The organism is Mycobacterium sp. ENV421, from assembly GCF_002887815.1.
Classification (GTDB): domain Bacteria; phylum Actinomycetota; class Actinomycetes; order Mycobacteriales; family Mycobacteriaceae; genus Mycobacterium.
In genome coordinates, this window is record NZ_PDHO01000030.1 from 1 (window position 1) to 19,282 (window position 19,282).

The following is a 19,282-nucleotide window of genomic DNA, read 5'->3' on the forward strand; positions in this document are numbered from 1 at the left end:
CACTTTCCTCATTCCGACACCCCACGACCAACCAATTTATCGGTGGATCGAGGCTAAGGGCGTGCCGATTCCGCACCAGAACGTCACCCGACTGCTGGAGGCGCTCGCCACCGACATGGCTCTGGCGGATCAGGTATGGACCCAATGCCATTCACTGGCATTCGACTTCTCGGTGTGGGAAATATGGGGTGCGTTGCTCTATGGCGGCCGGGTGGTGGTGGTACCGGACGCGGTGGTCCGTTCGCCGGAAGACTTCCACACCCTGCTGGTGTCCGAACGGGTAGAGGTTCTAAGCCAAACCCCGTCGGCGTTCTACGCACTGCAGAGCGTCGACTCGCCCGCAGCTTCCGACCTGTCGCTCAAAGCCGTCGTGTTCGGTGGCGAAGCGCTTGAACCGCAACGACTTCGGACCTGGCTGCAGAATCACCCGGGATCACCACGGATGATCAACATGTACGGCATCACCGAAACCACCGTGCACGCGTCGTTCCGAGAGATCGCCTCGGCCGACACCGACAGCGCGGTCAGCCCGATCGGCCGGCCGCTGGCCAATCTGGGCTTCTTCGTGCTGGACAGTTGGTTGCAGCCCGCCCCCGCCGGTGTGGTCGGCGAACTGTACGTGGCCGGCTCGGGGCTGGCCTACGGCTACGTCGGCCGGGCCGGCTTGGCGGCAACCCGGTTCGTGGCATGCCCGTTCGGGGAGCCGGGCGCCCGCATGTATCGCACCGGCGACCTGGTGCGGTGGACGGCAGACGGTGAACTCGAATACGTGGGCCGCGCAGATGAGCAGGTCAAGATCCGCGGCTACCGCATCGAACTCGGCGAAATCCAGTCCGCCCTAGGCGATGTGGAGGGGGTTGAGCAAGCGGTCGTGATAGCCCGCGAGGACCGCCCCGGCGATAAGCGGCTGGTCGGCTACATCACCGGGACCGCGGACCCGGCTGCGGTGCGTGCGGCCGTGGCTGAGCGCCTTCCGGCCTACATGGTTCCGTCCGCGGTCGTCACTATCGGCGCGCTGCCGCTGACGGTCAACGGAAAGCTCGACACGCGGGCACTCCCGGCACCCGAATATCAGGACGTCGACTCCTACCGTGCCCCCGGCGACGCCGTCGAAGAGATCCTGGCGGGAATCTATGCCCAGGTTCTGGGGCTGGAGCGCGTCGGCGTGGACGAGTCATTCTTCGAGCTGGGCGGGGACAGCATCCTCTCGATGCAGGTGGTGGCCCGGGCCCGGGCAGCCGGTGTGTTGTGCCGTCCGCGTGACGTTTTCGTCGAGCAGACGGTGGCCCGGTTGGCTCAAGTGGCCAAGGTGATCGACGCCGACACCGACCTGGCCACCGACGGGGTCGGTCCGGTGATCGCGACGCCGATCATCCGCTGGCTGGAAAGTCTGGAAGCCGCGGGCAGCCCCGTCGCTCACTTCAACCAGACAGTGGTTGTCCAGGCACCCGTGGGGACGACCGAGGCCGATGTGCTCGAGATGCTGCAGTTTCTGCTGGACCGGCATGCAATGCTGCGACTGCGGGTCGACCGTGACGACGATGGCCGCTGGTCCCTGGAGGTGCCCGAGGCCGGTTCTGTGGACGCACGTTCGCGCCTGCACACCGTCGACGTACTGACTGACGACGCCGTGCTTCATGCCGGAACGCAGTTGAACCCGTCCGACGGCGTCATGCTGAGCGCGGTGTGGGTGACCTCGACGAACCGGTTGGTGGCGATCATCCACCATCTGGCGATCGATGGGGTGTCGTGGCGAATTCTGTTGGAGGACCTCAACTTCGCCTGGGCTCAGCATCGCGCCGGCGAGCCGGTCCTACTGCCCGAGCCGGGTACGTCCTTCGCTCGGTGGGCGTCATTGCTCTCTGAGCACGCACGCCGCACTGATGTCGTGGCGGAGACCGATGGGTGGCGAAAGATCGCCGCGACCCCGGCCGCATTGCCTGAGGTGGACCCCTTCGTGGACACGCTGGTGACCGCCGGAAACCTCGCGGCAGTTCTTGACATCGAGACCACCCAGACTCTGCTCGGGGAGGTGCCTGCGGCGTTCCATGCCGGTGTGCACGAGATCATGTTGATCGCTTTCGCTTTGGCCGCAACGGAATTCCTGGGAACGGGTGGGGCGCCGATCTCGATTGACGTCGAGGGGCACGGGCGCGACGAGGAATTGGCCGCCGACGTGGACCTGTCGCGAACAGTCGGCTGGTTCACGGCGAAATACCCGGTGGCGCTGGAAGTCGGTGGTCTGACCTGGGCTCAGGTGGCCGCCGGCGACGCACGGCTCGGCGCGGTGGTCAAAGCGGCCAAGGAGCAGCTTCGCGCAATGCCCGAAGGGCTGAACTACGGGGTCTTGCGTTACCTCAACCCCGAGGTCGATCTGCAATCACCCGATCCGGTGATCGGGTTCAACTACCTGGGCCGCCAGGGCGCGACGACCGCAGAAACATCCGGGGACGCCTGGCAAATCTGCTGGGACGGCCTCGCGAACATCAGTCCGAGCGTGAAGCCGCCGATCCCGCTGATGCACACCCTGGAGCTCAATGCCGGCACAGTGGACACCGACGCGGGTCCGATCCTCACCGCCCAGTGGATGTGGGCGCCGTCGGCACTCAAGCAAACACAGGTCAATCGGCTGAGCCAGTTGTGGTTCGAGGCGTTGACCGGTATCTGCGCGCACGTGCAGAGCGGCGGAGGCGGGTTGACTCCGTCGGATATCGCGGCCAGTCTCACCCAAGAACAGATCGACGAGCTTCAGCGGCAGTATGCGGATAGCTGATGCTCTACCGCTGACTCCGCTGCAGCAGGGGTTGTTCTTCCACGCCAGCGCGGCTCAGAGTGGCGACGATGTCTACGCCGTGCAGCTGTACGTCGGATTGAGCGGTCCGCTGGACCCGGAGCGGTTGCACGACGCCGTGCAGGCGGTGGTGGCACGGCATCCCAATTTGGCCGCCCGGTTCTCGCAGAAATTCGCCGAGCCGGTGCAGGTCATTCCGGCTGATCCGGTGGTGCCCTGGCAGTACTTGGAACTCGATACCGAAGACCGGCTCGCGGACCTATATGCCGCTGAACGAGTCGCGGTGTGCGAGTTGGCAAATCAGCCGGCGTTTCGGGCGGCACTGGTTCGGACCGCGGCCGACCGGTATCAATTCGTGCTCACCAATCATCACATCGTGCTCGACGGGTGGTCGCTGCCGATCCTGTTGGGCGAGGTGTTCGCCATCTATTACGGGCAGCGACTGCCCCCGGCGCCCCCGTACCGCCGGTTCGTCAGCTGGTTGACGGGCCGTGACCTCGACGCGGCTCGCGCGGCGTGGCGCGGGGTGCTCGCCGATGTCGAGACCCCGACCCTGGTAGGCGCAGCGGGGCGCGAACCCGGCGGACGCGCCATCGCTTCGTTCCAGCTGTCCGAGGACACAACCGGGGCGCTGGGTGATCTGGCGCGCTCGTGTCACACGACGGTGAGCACCGTGTTGCAGGGCGCCTACGCTCAGGTGCTGATGTCGCTGAGCGGTCAGCGCGATGTCGTCTTCGGTACGACGGTATCCGGGCGACCGGACGAGGTGTTCGGCGCGGACGCGATGGTGGGCCTACTTATCAATACCGTGCCGGTTCGGGCGGGCATCGAAGCGACGACCACAACCGCTGATCTATTGGGGCAGTTGCAAAGTGATCATGCCCAGACGCTGGACCATCAACACCTGGCGTTGAGCGAGATTCACCGTCTCACCGGGCTGGATCAGCTGTTCGACACCTTCTTCGTCTACGAGAATTATCCGATCGACGCGGCCACGCTTTCCGGCAGCGACGGGTTGTCCGTGACGACGTTCGCGCACCACGAGACCAACCACTATCCGCTGTCGGTTCAGGCCATACCGGGGGACGAGCTGACCCTGCGCGTCGAGTACGACACCGACGTGTTCGACACGGCGGGTATCGACGCTCTTGTCGAGCGACTCACACGGGTTGTGGCGGCGATGATTGCCGATCCCGACCGGGCGTTGTCGACACTGGACCTGCTGACCGACGACGAACACGCCAGATTGGATTGCTGGAGTAATCAGGCCGTGCTGGCCCAGCCGCCGACCCCTTCACCCTCGATCCCCGAGTTGTTCGCGGCGCAGGTCGCGCGTACCCCGGGGGCGCCGGCGCTCAGCTTCGATGGCCGCACGATGACCTACCGCGAGCTCGACGATGCCGCCACTAGTTTCGCGCATGTGCTGGCGGACAAGGGCGTTGGTCCGGGTCAGCGAGTCGTACTGTACCTGCCGAGGTCTGCTGACGCGATCGTGTCGATTCTGGCGGTACTCAAGACCGGGGCAGCGTATGTGCCGATCGATCCGGCGGCGCCGTCTGCCCGCATGGACTTGGTGGTGGCTGACGCCGAGGCGGCCGCGGCGATCACCAACTCTGCGTTGGCCGAGCGGCTGGCGGGACACAACGTACGGCTGATCGAGGTGAACGACCCGGCCCTCGATCATCAGCCCGGCACGGACCTCGTCAGACCGACACCGGACGACATCGCTTACCTGATCTACACCTCGGGGACCACCGGGGTCCCCAAGGGCGTGGCCATCACCCATCGCAACGTCGCGCAACTGATGGACTCGCTGCACGCGGCGCCCCTACCACCGACACGGGTGTGGTCGCAGTGCCGCTCCTATGGATTCGACGTCTCGGTCCAGGAGATCTTCGGCGCGCTGCTGGGCGGTGGCCAGCTGGTGGTGGTGCCGGAGTCGGTGGCCCGCGCGCCGGAAGACCTTCAGAGTCTGCTGATTTCGCAAGGCGTAAATGTATTCAGTACCACTCCGTCCGAAGTGGGGATGTTGTCGCCCGCGACACTCGAGTCGGTGGCACTGATCATCGGCGCCGAACCCTGCCAGACCGAGCTGAGGGATCAGTGGGCGCCCGGACGGGTGATGATCAATGCCTACGGCCCCACCGAGACAACGGTCGACGTCGCGTTGAGCGCACCGTTGACCGCCGGCTCCGGAGCGGTGCCTATCGGGCCACCCATCGCGGGGGCGGCACTGTTCGTGCTCGACGGCTGGCTGCGGCCGGTGCCGCCCGGCTCGATCGGCGAGTTGTACGTCGCAGGCCGCGGTGTCGGTGTCGGCTATTCGGGCCGCGCGGGGTTGACGGCGTCCCGCTTTGTGGCCTGCCCGTTCGGCGGAGCAGGAACACGCATGTACCGCACCGGCGATCTGGCGTGGTGGGGTCCGGACGGCCAGCTGCGCTACGTCGGGCGCGCCGACGACCAGGTGAAGATCCGCGGCTTCCGCATCGAGCTCGGCGAGGTCCGCTCGGTGCTGGCCGGCCTGGACGGCGTCGAGCAAGCGGTGGTGATCGCACGCGAAGACCGTCCCGGCGAGAAGCGGCTGGTGGGTTACATCGTCGGGACAGCCGAGCCTGCGGCACTTCGCGCGGCGCTGGCCGAGCGCCTGCCCGAATACATGGTCCCCGCCGCGATCATGGTGATCGATGTCCTTCCGCTGACCGTCAACGGAAAACTCGACCGAAAAGCGTTGCCGGCTCCGGAATTCCAAGACGTCAGCCATTATCGCGCACCGACGACGGCCGTCGAGGAAGTTCTGGCCGGCATCTATGTTCAGGTGCTGGGCGTTCAGCGCGTCGGCGTGGACGACTCGTTCTTCAACCTGGGTGGGGATTCGCTGTCGGCGATGCGCCTGATCGCGGCCGTGAATGCCGGTGTGAACACGCGACTCTCGGTGCGAGCCCTCTTCGACGCCCCGACCGTCGCGCAATTGGCCGCCGTGATCGCACGAGATGAGGCCGCACCGACACCGGCGGCAGCGAAGCCCGCGCCGACTCCCGTCGTCGCCAAGAGCAGCGCACCGACCGGCGGCGGAAGTCTCCGGATAGCCGACGTTCTGCCCCTGACTCCATTGCAGCAGGGGCTGCTGTTCCACGCCAGTGCGGCACTGGGCGGCGACGATGTCTATGCGGTGCAGCTGTACGTCAGTTTGCGAGGACCGCTGGACGATGAGCGCCTGCAGAATGCGGTGCAGAAAGTCGTGGTGCGCCATCCGAACGTGGCCGCGCGGTTCTCGCAGAAGTTCGCCGAACCCGTACAGGTCATACCGGCCGACCCGGCGGTGCCGTGGCAGTACTTCGACCTGGAAGCCTCCGGTGGAGACGTCGAGGAGCAGATCACGCAGATCTGCGCGGCGGAACGTGTCGCAGTGTGCGAATTGGGCAATCAGCCGGCGTTCCGTGCGACGCTGATTCGGACGGCGGCTGATCAACACCGGCTCGTGTTGACCAATCACCACATCGTCCTGGACGGTTGGTCGCTTCCCATTCTGCTCGGTGAGGTGTTCGCCAGCTATTACGGGCAGCGGTTACCCCCGCCCGCGCCGTATCGGCGGTTCGTCAGCTGGCTGGCCGGCCGTGACCTCGACGCCGCGCGCGCGGCGTGGGGTGAGGTGCTGGCGGGGTTCGACACCCCGACATTGGTGGGTAACGCCGGCCGGGCAAGCGTCGGGCACCGCGATGTGGTGGGATCCGTGGTCCCGTGGCATACCACGAAAGCTCTTGCCGAACTTGCACGCTCACGTCACACGACGGTGAGCACGGTGTTGCAGAGCGCCTTCGCGCGGGTGTTGATGTCGCTCACGGGACAGCGCGATGTCGCATTCGGCACGACCGTGTCGGGCCGTCCCGATGAGGTTTTGGGGGCAGACTCGATGGTGGGTCTGCTGATCAATACGGTGCCTGTGCGGGCCACGATCACAGCGTCGACAACCACTACCGAACTGCTACACCAGCTGCAGAACTCGCATGCGCAGACGCTGGACCACGAGCACTTGGCGCTCAGCGAGATACACCGGGCGACCGGTCACGACCACCTGTTCGACACATTTTTCGTGTACGAGAACTACCCTATCGACGCCGCCAAGCTCAGCGGCGCAGACGGGCTGTCCGTCGAGAACTTCGCGCACCGCGAATACAACCACTACCCGCTCGCGATGCAAGCGATCCCCGGTGACGACCTGCGCCTGCGAGTCGAGTACGACACCGACCTTTTCGACTCGGCTGCGATTACGACACTGATTGAGCGGCTCAAGCGGGTGTTGGCTGCCATGGTCGCCGATCCGGACCGCCCGCTGTCGTCGATCGACGTACTCGACGACGCCGAGCACGCCCGAGTGGAGCAGTGGAGCAACCGGGCCGCTCTGGCGGCGCCGGTGCCGACCGGGTCGATTCCCGCGTTGTTCGCCGCACAGGTGGCGCGCGCTCCGGAGACGGTGGCGCTGACGTTCGGCGAGCAGTCACTCACCTACCGAGAGCTGGACGAAGCCACCAACCGCTTCGCGCATCTGTTGGCTGATAGGGGGATTGGGCCGGGGCGGCGGGTGGCACTGCTGGTGCCTCGCTCTGCGGAGGCGATCGTGTCGATCTTGGCGGTGCTCAAGACCGGCGCAGCGTACGTTCCGATCGATCCGGCGGCGCCGTCGGCGCGCATGCAGCTGGTGCTCGGCGACGCCGAGCCGGTCGCGGCCATCACCACCCCGCAGCTCGCCGAGCGCCTCGACGGACTACCGATCATCGACGTGTACGACCCCGCTGTCGCGAGCTACCCCAGCACCCCGCTACCAGGCCCTGCACCAGAGGACATCGCGTACCTGATCTACACCTCGGGCACCACCGGAATCCCCAAGGGCGTGGCGATCACCCATCAGAACGTCACCCAGCTGCTGGCGGCGATGGACACCAAGGTCGCAATGGCCGAGCAGGTCTGGTCGCTCTGGCACTCACTGGCCTTCGACGTCTCGGTGTGCGAGATGTGGGGTGCGCTGCTGTATGGCGGACGGCTGGTGGTGGTGCCTGAATCGGTAGCTCGCGCACCGGAGGAATTTCATGCGCTGCTGGCCGCGGAGCAGGTCAGCATGCTGTCCCAGACGCCGTCCGCGTTCTATGCTTTGCAGACCGCCGATGCGCTGCGGCCCGAGCTCGGACGTGAGCTCAATCTGCACGCGGTCATCTTCGCCGGCGAAGCCCTTGAGCCGCAACGTCTCCGACCATGGCTGGCAAACCACCCGGACTCCCCGCGCCTGCTCAACCTGTACGGCACAACCGAGACCGCCGTGCACGCATCATTCCGCGAGATCGTGCACGCGGATGTCGCGGGCGATTCCGACGTGAGCCCCGTCGGGGGGCCGTTGGACGATCTGGCGTTCTTCGTGCTGGACCAGTGGTTGAAACCGGTTCCGGACGGTGTGATCGGTGACCTCTACGTGGCAGGACCGCAGGCCGGCCTTGGCTATTGGCGTCGCCCGGGGTTGTCATCGTCGCGCTTCGTCGCAAGCCCGTTCGGGCCGCCGGGACAGCGGATGTATCGCACCGGCGATCTGGTGTGGTGGGGTGCCGACGGCGAGCTGCGGTACGTGGGCCGCGCCGACGAGCAGGTGAAGATCCGCGGTTATCGCATCGAACTCGGCGAAGTCCGGGCCGCACTCGCCGCGCTGGACGGGGTCGAGCACGCGGTGGTGATCGCACGCGAGGACAGGCCCGGCGAGAAGCGGCTGGTCGGCTACATCACGGGAGTGGCGGATCCGGCCGCCGTCCGCGCGGCGTTGGCCGAGCGAATCCCGGAATACATGGTTCCGGCCGCGATCATGGTGATCGAGGCGCTGCCGCTGACCGTCAACGGCAAACTCGACCGACGCGCCCTGCCCGCACCGGAATTCGTCGACACCGATTCCTACCGCGCCGCGACGACCGCGGTCGAGGAGATCCTGGTCGGAATCTACGCCAATGTGCTTGGCGTGCAACGAGTCGGCGTGGACGATTCATTCTTCGATCTCGGCGGCGACTCGCTGTCGGCGATGCGCCTCATCGCCGCGGTCAACACCGGGATGAATACCAGGCTGTCCGTGCGGACGTTGTTCGAGGCTCCGTCGGTCGCGCAACTGGCGCTGCGCATCGGCGGGGAAGACGACCGGTTGTCTCCGCTCGTCCCCATGGAGCGCCCTGCGGCGATCCCACTGTCGTTCTCGCAGAACCGATTGTGGTTCCTCGATCAACTCCAGGGGCCCTCGCCGACGTACAACATGGCCGTCGGACTGCGCATGCAAGGCCACCTCAACGTCGAGGCGCTGGGTGCTGCCCTTGCCGACGTGGTCGGCCGCCACGAGAGCCTGCGCACGATATTCACCGCACCCGACGGCGTACCCCGTCAGGTGGTGGTGCCCGCCGAGCAGGCCGACTTCGGCTGGGCCGTCATCGATGCGACCGACTGGACGCCGGCGCAACTCGATGAGGCCGTGGGCGCGGTCGCGCTACACGCGTTTGATCTTGCCCTCGAGATCCCCATGCAGGCACGGCTGTTCCGGGTCAGTGACAACGAGCACGTCGTAGTCGCCGTGGCGCACCACATCGCCGCTGACGGTTTGTCGATGGGCCCGATGGTGCGTGATCTGGGCGTGGCCTATGTCTGTCGGAGCGCGGGTCTGAATCCGATGTGGACCGAACTGCCGGTTCAGTACGTCGATTACACGCTCTGGCAGCGCGCACAGTTCGGTGACCTGGACGACAGCAACAGCCTGATCAACGCCCAGCTGGCGTACTGGCAAGACGCGTTGGCCGGCATGCCCGAACGGCTGCAGCTGCCCACCGACCGGCCATACCCGCCGGTGGCCGATCAACGGGGCGCCACCACGTCGTGGCGCTGGTCCGTCGACCTGCAGGAGCGGATCACGCGGGTAGCCCGCGAATACAATGCGACGCCCTTCATGGTGGTGCAAGCCGCACTGGCGCTGCTGCTGGGCAAGCTCAGCACGAGTTCCGATGTCGCAGTGGGCTTCCCGATCGGTGGACGGCGCGATCCGGCTCTTGACGACCTGGTCGGGTTCTTCGTCAACACCTTGGTGTTGCGGGTCGACGTCGGCGGTGACCCCACCGTTGCGGAGCTACTTGATCAGGTGCGGGCTCGCAGCCTGGCCGCCTACGAGCACCAGGACGTGCCCTTCGAAGCGGTCGTCGAGCGGATCAATCCCACCCGCTCGCTCAACCACCACCCGTTGGTCCAGGTGATGCTGACCTGGCGGAGTATGCCAGGTGAAACCAGCGACGACATCGCACTCGCCTTGGGGGACCTACAGGTCACCCAGCTTCCACTCGACACTCACACCGCCCGCGTGGATCTCGCGTTCTCGCTGAGTGAACGGTTGACCCACGGTGGTGAACCCACCGGTATTGAGGGCATGGTCGAATTCCGCACCGACGTCTTCGACGCCGCCACCATCGAGACGTTGGTCGCGCGGTTGCAACGCGTACTGGTTGCCATGACCGCCGAGCCGACCCGGCGGGTGTCCACGATCGATGTACTCGACCCCGCCGAACATGCCCGCCTCGACACGATCGGCAACCGCGCAGTGCTGACCCGGCCGGCGCAGACCGGGGTCTCGGTTCCCGAACTGTTCGCCGAACAGGTTCGTCGCATTCCGACAGCCGTCGCACTGACATCCGGCGATGTGTCCATGACCTACCGAGAGCTGGACGAGGCGGCAAATCGGTACGCACACCTGCTGTCCGATAAGGGAGTCGGCGCCGGCGACTGCTTGGCGTTGTTCATGGACCGCTCGGCCGAGGCCGTCGTCGTGATGCTGGCCGCGCTGAAGATCGGCGCGTCGTACCTCGCCGTCGATCCCGCGCTGCCTGAAGCGCGTATCGAATTCATGCTCGGCGATGCTGCGCCCGTCCTCGTGATGACCACCGCTGAGCTCCGGCCCCGGCTGCACGGGCACGATGTCACGGTCATCGACATCGACGATCCAGGTGTCGAGGGCCAGTCCAGTGCAGCCCTGCCTGCGCCGGATCCGGACAACATCGCGTATCTCATCTACACCTCGGGCACGACGGGAACGCCCAAAGGTGTTGCGCTGAGCCACCGCAACCTGGCTCACCTGGCGGCGTCGGCCCATCCCGCACTTCCGGCCGACCAGGTGTGGACGCAGTGCCACTCGTACGCCTTCGACTTCTCGGTATGGGAGATCTGGGCCGCCCTACTCGGTGGCGGGCGGCTACTAGTGGTACCCGACGCGGTGGTCCGTTCGCCAGACGACTTCCACGCGCTGCTGGTCCGCGAACGCGTCAACGTTCTCACCCAGACCCCGTCGGCGGTGGCCGCGCTGCGCCCGCAAGGGCTGGAGTCGGTGGCGCTGCTGCTCGGCGGTGAAGCTTGTCCGCCGGAAGTGGTGGAACAGTGGGCACCCGGCCGAGTGGTGATCAATGCCTACGGCCCAACCGAAGTCACCGTGTACGCGTCGATGAGTGCGCCCTTGGTCGTCGGCGCTGAAGTGCCGATCGGTGCTCCGCCGCCGACCGTCGCCCTGTTCGTCCTCGACGAGCGCTTGCAGCCGGTGCCGCAGGGCGTGGTCGGCGAACTGTACGTGGCGGGACGCGGCGTCGGTGTTGGGTACATCGGACGCACGGATCTGACGGCGTCCCGGTTCGTGGCCTGCCCGTTCGGCGAGCACGGAACACGCATGTACCGCACCGGGGACCTGGTGCGGTGGCGCGCCGACGGGCAACTGCAATACCTCGGCCGCGCCGACGAACAGGTCAAGATCCGCGGCTACCGGATCGAGCCCGGCGAGATCCAGGCCGTCCTGGCCGGACTCGACGGGGTCGAGCAGGCGGTGGTGATCGCCCGCGAGGACCGTCCGGGTGACCCGCGTCTGGTGGGCTACTTCACCGGGACGGCCGATCCGGTGAAGATCCGTGTCGCTCTCGCCGAGCGGCTCCCGGCGTACATGGTGCCCGCCGCGGTCATCGAACTTGCCACGTTGCCGCTGACCGTCAGCGGCAAGCTCGACCGCCGCGCCCTCCCGGCACCGGACTATCAGGACGCGGAAAGCTACCGCGCGCCAAGCACTCCCACCGAGGAGATCTTGGCGGGGATCTTCGCCCAGGTGCTGGGTACCGAGCGCGTCGGCGTGGACGACTCGTTCTTCGACCTGGGTGGGGATTCGTTGTCGGCAATGCGTCTGGTCGCCGCGGTCAACAACAGCCTGGGCTGCGGTCTCGCGGTGCGGGTGCTCTTCGAGACGCCCACCGTGGCGCAGCTGGCGCCCCGGCTGTCCGGGGCCGAGAGTTCCGCGGAGCCACTGGTCGCCGGTCCCCGGCCCGAGATCGTGCCGCTGTCCTTCGCGCAGAACCGATTGTGGATCGTCGACCAACTGCAAGGGCCGTCACCGATCTACAACCTGCCGGTCGCGTTGCGGCTGCGCGGTGAGCTGGACGTGGACGCCCTCGGGGCGGCGCTCGCCGATGTGGTGGACCGTCAGGAGAGCCTGCGGACGCGCTTCCCCGAGGTGGCCGGAGTACCCGAACAGCTCATCGTTCCCACCGAGATGGCGGACTTCGGCTGGACCGTCATCGACGCGACCGGCTGGTCGGACAGCGAACTGGCTGACGCCATCGACACCGTGACGAGCTACGCATTCGACTTGTCGCGGGAAATCCCCATGCAGGCCAGGGTTTTCCGGGTCGCCGGTGACGAGCATGTGCTGGTGGCGGTGGTGCACCACATCGCGGCCGACGGGTGGTCCATCGCTCCGCTGGTGCGCGATCTGGGTGTTGCGTATACGAGCCGGTCGGCCGGTGACGCTCCAGGCTGGGCCGACCTCGCGGTGCAATACGTCGACTACACGCTGTGGCAACGAGCGAGGCTCGGCGATCTGGCCGATCCCGACAGCCGTATCTCCGCTGAACTGAGCTACTGGGAAGACGCACTGGCCGGCATGCCCGAGCAGTTGCAGCTACCGACCGACCGGCCATACCCGATGGTCGCCGACTACCTCGGTGCGCGGCTCGACATCGACTGGCATGCCGAGCTGCAGCAAGCGGTCGCACGGGTGGCCCGCGAGCACAATGCAACCAGCTTCATGGTGATCCAGACCGCGTTGGCGGTGCTGCTGTCGAACCTGTCCGCCAACAACGATGTGGCGGTGGGCTTCCCGATAGCCGGGCGTGGCGACACCGCGCTGGACGAACTGGTCGGATTCTTCGTCAACACCTTGGTGCTGCGGGTCGACCTGAGCGGAAACCCGACTTTCGCCGATCTGCTGGCGCAGGTGCGTCGACGAAGCCTGTCCGCCTACGAGCATCAGGATGTTCCGTTCGAGGTACTGGTCGAGCGGCTCAAGCCGACCCGCAGCATGGCCCACCACCCGCTGGTGCAGGTCGTGTTGGCCTGGCAGAACTTCGGTTGGCAGGCAGGCGATGCCGCCGGTTTGTCGTTGGGTGATCTGCACGTCGAACCGCTGGCGGTGGACACCAAGACCGCCCGGATGGACCTCACCTTCAATCTGGCCGAACGCTGGAACTCAGCGGGTGAGCCGGCCGGGATCGGTGGTGGTATCGAATTCCGCACCGACGTGTTCGACGCCGCCAGCATCGAGAAGATGGTCGAGCGGCTACAGCGCGTGCTGGAAGCGATGACTTCCGAGCCGAATCAACACATGTCGGCACTGGACGTTCTGGACAGCGCCGAGCACGCCCGGCTAGATCGGGTCGGCAATCGAGGTGTGCTCACTCGGGCGGCGACAACTGCCGAGTCGATCGCCTCGGTGTTCGCCGCGCAGGCGGCGCGCACGCCCGAGGCGATGGCGGTCACCTTCGAGGGCCGTTCGATGTCGTATCGCGAGCTCGATGAGGTGACCGACCGCGCGGCCCGGGTGCTTATCGGGCGTGGGGCCGGGCCCGGACAGCGGGTCGCGCTGCTTCTGCCGCGCTCGGCCGAGGCGATCATGGCCATGGTGGCCGTCGTCAAGACCGGCGCCACCTATGTTCCGATCGACCCGGCGGTGCCCGAGTCGCGACGACAGTTCGTGCTGGGTGACGCCAACCCGGTCGCCGCGATCACCACCGCGGCTTTGACGGAACTGCTTGACGGGCAGTCCCTCTCGGTCATCGATGTCGACGATCTGAACGACCCCGCCGCCGATACCAGCGCGGCACTGCCCGGGCCGCAGCCGGACGACGTCGCGTACATCATCTACACCTCGGGCACGACGGGCACACCCAAAGGCGTGGCGATCCCGCATCGCAACGTGATTCGGCTACTCAAGACCCTCGACGCCGACATGGACATGACGGGGCTCGCCTGGTCGCAGTGCCACTCGCTGGCGTTCGACTTCTCGGTGTGGGAGATCTGGGGCGCGTTGCTGTACGGCGGCCGGGTGGTCGTAGTGCCCGATGCGGTGGTGCGCTCGCCGGAAGACCTGCACGCCCTACTGGTGTCGGAACGCGTCGGGGTGCTGAGCCAAACCCCGACGGCGTTCTATGCATTGCAAACCGCCGACGTCGCGAACCCTGAGCTGGGTGCGCAGCTGGCACTTGAGGCCGTGGTGTTCGGTGGGGAAGCGCTTGAGCCGCAACGGATGCGTCCGTGGCTGGAGAACCACCCCCCGGGTTCGCCGCGCCTGATCAACATGTACGGCATCACGGAGACGACGGTCCACGCCTCGTTCCGGGAGATCGTGGCTGGGGATGTGACCGGCTACGGGGGGAGCACGGCCAGCCCCATCGGTGTGCCGCTGGGCCACCTCGGCTTCTTCGTCCTCGACACGCTGTTGCGGCCGGTCGCGCCCGGCGTGGTCGGTGAGCTGTACGTGGCCGGCGCCGGGGTGGCCGACGGATACATCGGTCGGGCCGCCTTGTCGTCAACCCGCTTTGTGGCCTGTCCATTCGGGGAGCCCGGAGCGCGGATGTATCGCACCGGCGATCTGATGTATTGGGGCGCCGACGGCGAACTGCGCTACATGGGGCGCTCCGACGAACAGGTCAAGATCCGCGGATACCGGATCGAGCTCGGCGAAATCCAGTCCGCCCTCGGCGCGTTGGACGGGGTCGACGACGCGGTGGTGATCGCCCGCGAGGACCGGCCCGGTGACAAACGCTTGGTGGGATATGTGACCGGCGTGGTCGATCCGGTCGCCGCCCGCGCCGCATTGGCAGACAAGCTGCCGTCGTACATGGTCCCCACCGCGGTGGTCGTGATCGATGCGCTGCCGCTGACGGTCAACGGCAAACTCGACACCAAAGCCCTGCCTGCACCGGACTACCAGGACGTCGACTCCTACCGTGCTCCGTCGGACGCCGTGGAGGAGATCCTGGCGGGCGTCTACGCCCAGGTTCTCGGCCTGGAACGGGTCGGCGTCGACGAGTCGTTCTTCGAACTCGGTGGCGACAGCATCCTGTCCATGCAGGTGGTCGCCCGGGCGCGCGCTGCCGGCGTGCTGTGTCGCCCGCGCGACATCTTCGTCGAACAGACCGTGGCCGGGCTGGCCCGGGTCGCCACTCTCACCGACGGTGAGAACGATGTGGTGGATGAAGGCGTCGGCCCGCTGCCGGCGACCCCGATCATGCGGTGGCTCAACGAAGTTCAGGGTCCGGTCGATCAGTTCAATCAGACTGTGTTGATCCAGGCGCCGGTCGGTGTCACCGAGGACGACGTGCTGGTGGTGTTGCAAGCGATCCTCGACCGCCACGCGATGTTGCGGCTGCGCATCGACCACGACGGTGCGGGCGGTTGGGCACCGATCGTGCTCGAGCCGGGAGCGGTGGATGCCGCGACGTGCCTGCAGACGGTCGAGGTGCTCTCGGACGAGGTGGTGACGCAGGCCAGGTCACGGCTCAACCCGGCGGCCGGCCAGATGGTCAGCGCCCTGTGGGCGGTGCCAACGGGGCAATTGCTGATGATCGCGCACCACCTGGTGGTCGACGGTGTGTCGTGGCGGATTCTGCTGGAGGACTTCAACCTCGCGTGGGCCCAGCATCACGGCGGTCAGGAGGTCGTGCTGCCCGCGCCGCGGACCTCGTTCGCACGGTGGTCGTCGGTATTGGCCGAACACGCTTACCGCCCCGAGGTCCTCGATGACCTGCCCCGCTGGCGAGACATCGCGGCAGTCCCCGCGCCGCTGCCAGCGGTTCAACCCGTCATCGACACGTACGCCAATGCCGGCAGTCTGTCGGTGGAGCTCGATCCCGAGACCACCAGGATGCTGCTCGGCGAGGTGCCGGCCGCTTTCCACGCGGGCATCAACGACATTCTGTTGATCGCTTTCGGGTTGGCACTAACCGAATTCCTCGGTACCGCAGGTGCTCCGGTCGTGATCGACGCCGAAGGCCACGGCCGCGAGGAGGAGGTGGCCGGCGATCACGATGCCGTCGACCTGTCCCGCACCGTGGGATGGTTCACCACCAAGTTCCCGGTGGCGCTCGCGGTCGCCGCCGGGGACTGGGAACAGGTGCTCGCCGGCGATCCAAGTCTGGGACCGATCATCAAAGACGCCAAAGAACAACTCCGTGCCCTGCCGGACGGTCTGACCTACGGTCTGCTGCGTTACCTCAACACCGACGTCGATCTGGCGGGTTGCGACCCGACGATCGGCTTCAACTACTTGGGCCGGATGGGTGCCGGTAGCGGTCAGGTGTCCGGTGACATCTGGGAGATTCGTGAGGACGGCTGGAAGGTGACCGGTGCCGCGGCGGCGGTCCCCATGCCGTTGATGCACACCGTCGAACTCAACGCCGGCACAGTGGAAACCGCGGACGGCCCGAGGTTGCGGGCCGGCTGGACATGGGCGCTGTCCGCCCTCGACCACGCCCGGGTCTCCCGGCTGTCCGATTTATGGTTCGACGCACTCGCTGGGATCTGCGCGCATGTGCGCGGCGGCGGAGGGGGCCTGACGCCGTCGGACATCGCGCCCGCACAGCTGACCCAGCCGCAGATCGACGAACTCTGTACGACCCACGACGTCGCGGACATCCTGCCGCTGACGCCGTTGCAAGAGGGATTGTTGTACCACGCCGACATCGCGCACAGTTGCGGCGACGACGTGTACGCCGTGCAGATGGCGGTCACCCTGAGCGGGCGGCTGGATCCGTACCGGCTGCAGGAGGCTGTGCAGGCCGCGGTCGCCCGCCATCCCAACCTGGCGGCGCGATTCTCGCAGCGGTACGGCGAGCCGGTACAGCTCGTCCCGGCCGATACCGAAGTGCCGTGGCAGTACGTCGATCTGAGCCGTGTCACGACCGACCGCGCCGAACGGATCGCCCAGCTATATGCGGCTGAGCGTGCCGCGGTGTGTGATCTCGCCGGGCAGGCGGGCTTCCGCGCGGCGCTGATCCGCATCGCACCCGATCAACATCGGCTGGTCGTCACCAACCACCACATCCTGCTCGATGGCTGGTCGGTGTCGGTGCTGCTGCAGGAGGTGTTCGCCGGCTACTACGGGCAGCGGCTGCCCTCCGCCGTGCCCTACCGCAGGTTCATCACCTGGCTTGCCGATCAGGATCGGGACGCAGCGCGGTCGGCGTGGCGAGAGGCCCTGGCTGGCTTCGACACACCGACCGTGGTCGGGCCTCGGGATCTGACACCGGTGGGGCCGAGAAGTGTCACCTCGCTTCGAGTTTCCCCCAATATCACGTCGGCTCTCACCGAACTTGCTCGCAACCATCACACCACCATCAGCACCGTGTTGCAGGCCGCCTGGACTCAGCTGCTGATCGCGATGACCGGTCGGCGTGACGTCACCTTCGGCGTAGTGGTCGCCGGACGGCCGGCCGACGTGGCCGGCACCGACGCCATGGTGGGCCTGCTGATCAATACGGTTCCGCTGCGCGTGACCGTCTCACCCGAGAGCACCGTCGCGGATCTGCTCGATCAGCTGCAGGACAAACGCGGCCGCACTTTGGACCATGAGCATCTGGGACTCAACGAGATTCACCGGGCAGTCGGCCGGCACGAGCTGTTCGACACCGTGTTCGTGTACGAGAATTATCCGACTGACACATCTCTGTTGTCGGGAGCGGACGGGTTGGCGGTCACCGAGGTCGACAGCCGCGACTACTACCACTACCCGCTCACCGTTCAAGCGGTCCCGGGCGAGGAACTCGACCTTCGGATCCAGTACCGCGCAGATGTGTTCGACGACGCCGACATTCAGCGGCTGATCGACCAACTCGACCAGGCGCTGGTAGCAATGGCCGCCGGCGCTGACCAGCCGCTGCCTGCGTTGGACTCCTGGGGCCGCGCGCAAACCCCTGATGCTCCGACGCCGCGTACCGGCAACGGTCACCGGGCGGCGGCCACCGAGGTGGAACGAATCCTGTGCGACATCTACGGGCACGCGTTGGGTATCAACCCGGTTGGAGTGGATGACTCGTTCTTCGACCGGGGAGGCGACTCCCTGTCGGCGATGCGGGTCGTCGCGGCCATCAACGCGGTGCTCGGCGTCCGGCTGGATGTGACGGTGTTGTTCGACAATCCGACGGTACGCGAACTGAGCGTGCGGGTGGCGCGTTAGCCTTGCGACACGTGGCCTTCCGAGGGGGCGGTGTACCACCGGGTGACGTCGTAGCCAGCCTCGTAGCGTTCGAGCCATTCAGCGGCGAGCGCCGGCATCTTGTGCCGTCCCGGATCGTGGCCCGGAATCTGGCTACGTAGGACTCCCAACGCCGCCACCGCCTGCACACGCAAGGGGATGTGGGGATACATCCGTTGGTTCGGCCCGTTATCGGGAAGGTTGAATCGGCGGAATCTCTTGAGGAATGGAAACCTCTGCACCAGAGCGGCATTGATATCCGGACCGTACATCGAAGTCGCGTCGACCTTGCGCTCCTCAAGTGGGATCAGTCGATTGAAGCTGTCGACGGCTGCGCCGATCACCGCGCCGGTGTGGCCGAACACCGACGGTGAGATGCGCATCCGATACCACCGGTCGGCCACGACCGCGTTGTAGATGATCAGTGCTGAGCTGCGATGCTCGATCTCTTCGACGAAGTGCCATAGGAACAACGAGGCCACGCGATCGTCACCTGGTGCGAACAAAGTATCGGCGTTGTCGAGCATCATCGTGAACGTCGGAGTGAACGTGGCCTCCAGATCGGCGATGTAGGCCAACCGATACTTCACCGACGTGGTGGCCGTCAGCTCGTCGTACACGGCCATCATGTCGTCGAGCACCTTTTGCAGCGCCGGATACGCCTTGATCAGACCTTTGGCGTGCTGACGGTGGGCCATGCTGTGCTGGCCCTCTTGACGGACGAACGCCACCGCCTCCTCGGCGACGTCCGGGTCGGAGATGTCCGGCAGCGCTTCGTGGACGGTCGCGCTGATCATCTTCTCGATCGCGAGAAACAGGAACGACAACATGTTGGCTGCGCAGGAGAACGCCGGATCGGAGGGATTCCAGTTGAACGGAACGGGGCGTTCGGCGAAGGCGAATCGCATCTTTCGCACGATGAGATCGGTCAT

General features: G+C 66.4%; 3 protein-coding genes. 2 read left to right on the plus strand and 1 reads right to left on the minus strand.

The genetic code is table 11. From position 1 onward, the window contains the following. The first annotated feature begins 61 nt into the window (after positions 1–61). Both CRM90_RS24540 and CRM90_RS24545 read left to right on the plus strand, forming a co-directional pair. Positions 62–2,773 (plus strand): AMP-binding protein, encoded by a 2,712-nt coding sequence (locus tag CRM90_RS24540; protein WP_502693317.1) that lies wholly within the window; start codon positions 62–64, stop codon positions 2,771–2,773. After that, a complete protein-coding gene (locus tag CRM90_RS24545) occupies positions 2,760–18,332 on the plus strand; it encodes a non-ribosomal peptide synthetase (RefSeq protein ID WP_102809520.1) in 15,573 nt (5,190 codons plus the stop codon). Before CRM90_RS24540 ends, CRM90_RS24545 begins: the two co-directional genes overlap by 14 nt. Here the strand turns inward: CRM90_RS24545 and CRM90_RS24550 are convergent. Further along, complete coding sequence (locus tag CRM90_RS24550) at positions 18,329–19,282, minus strand: metal-dependent hydrolase (protein ID WP_102809521.1); 954 nt, start codon at positions 19,280–19,282, stop codon at positions 18,329–18,331. The two genes, CRM90_RS24545 and CRM90_RS24550, sit on opposite strands and share 4 nt — an antisense overlap.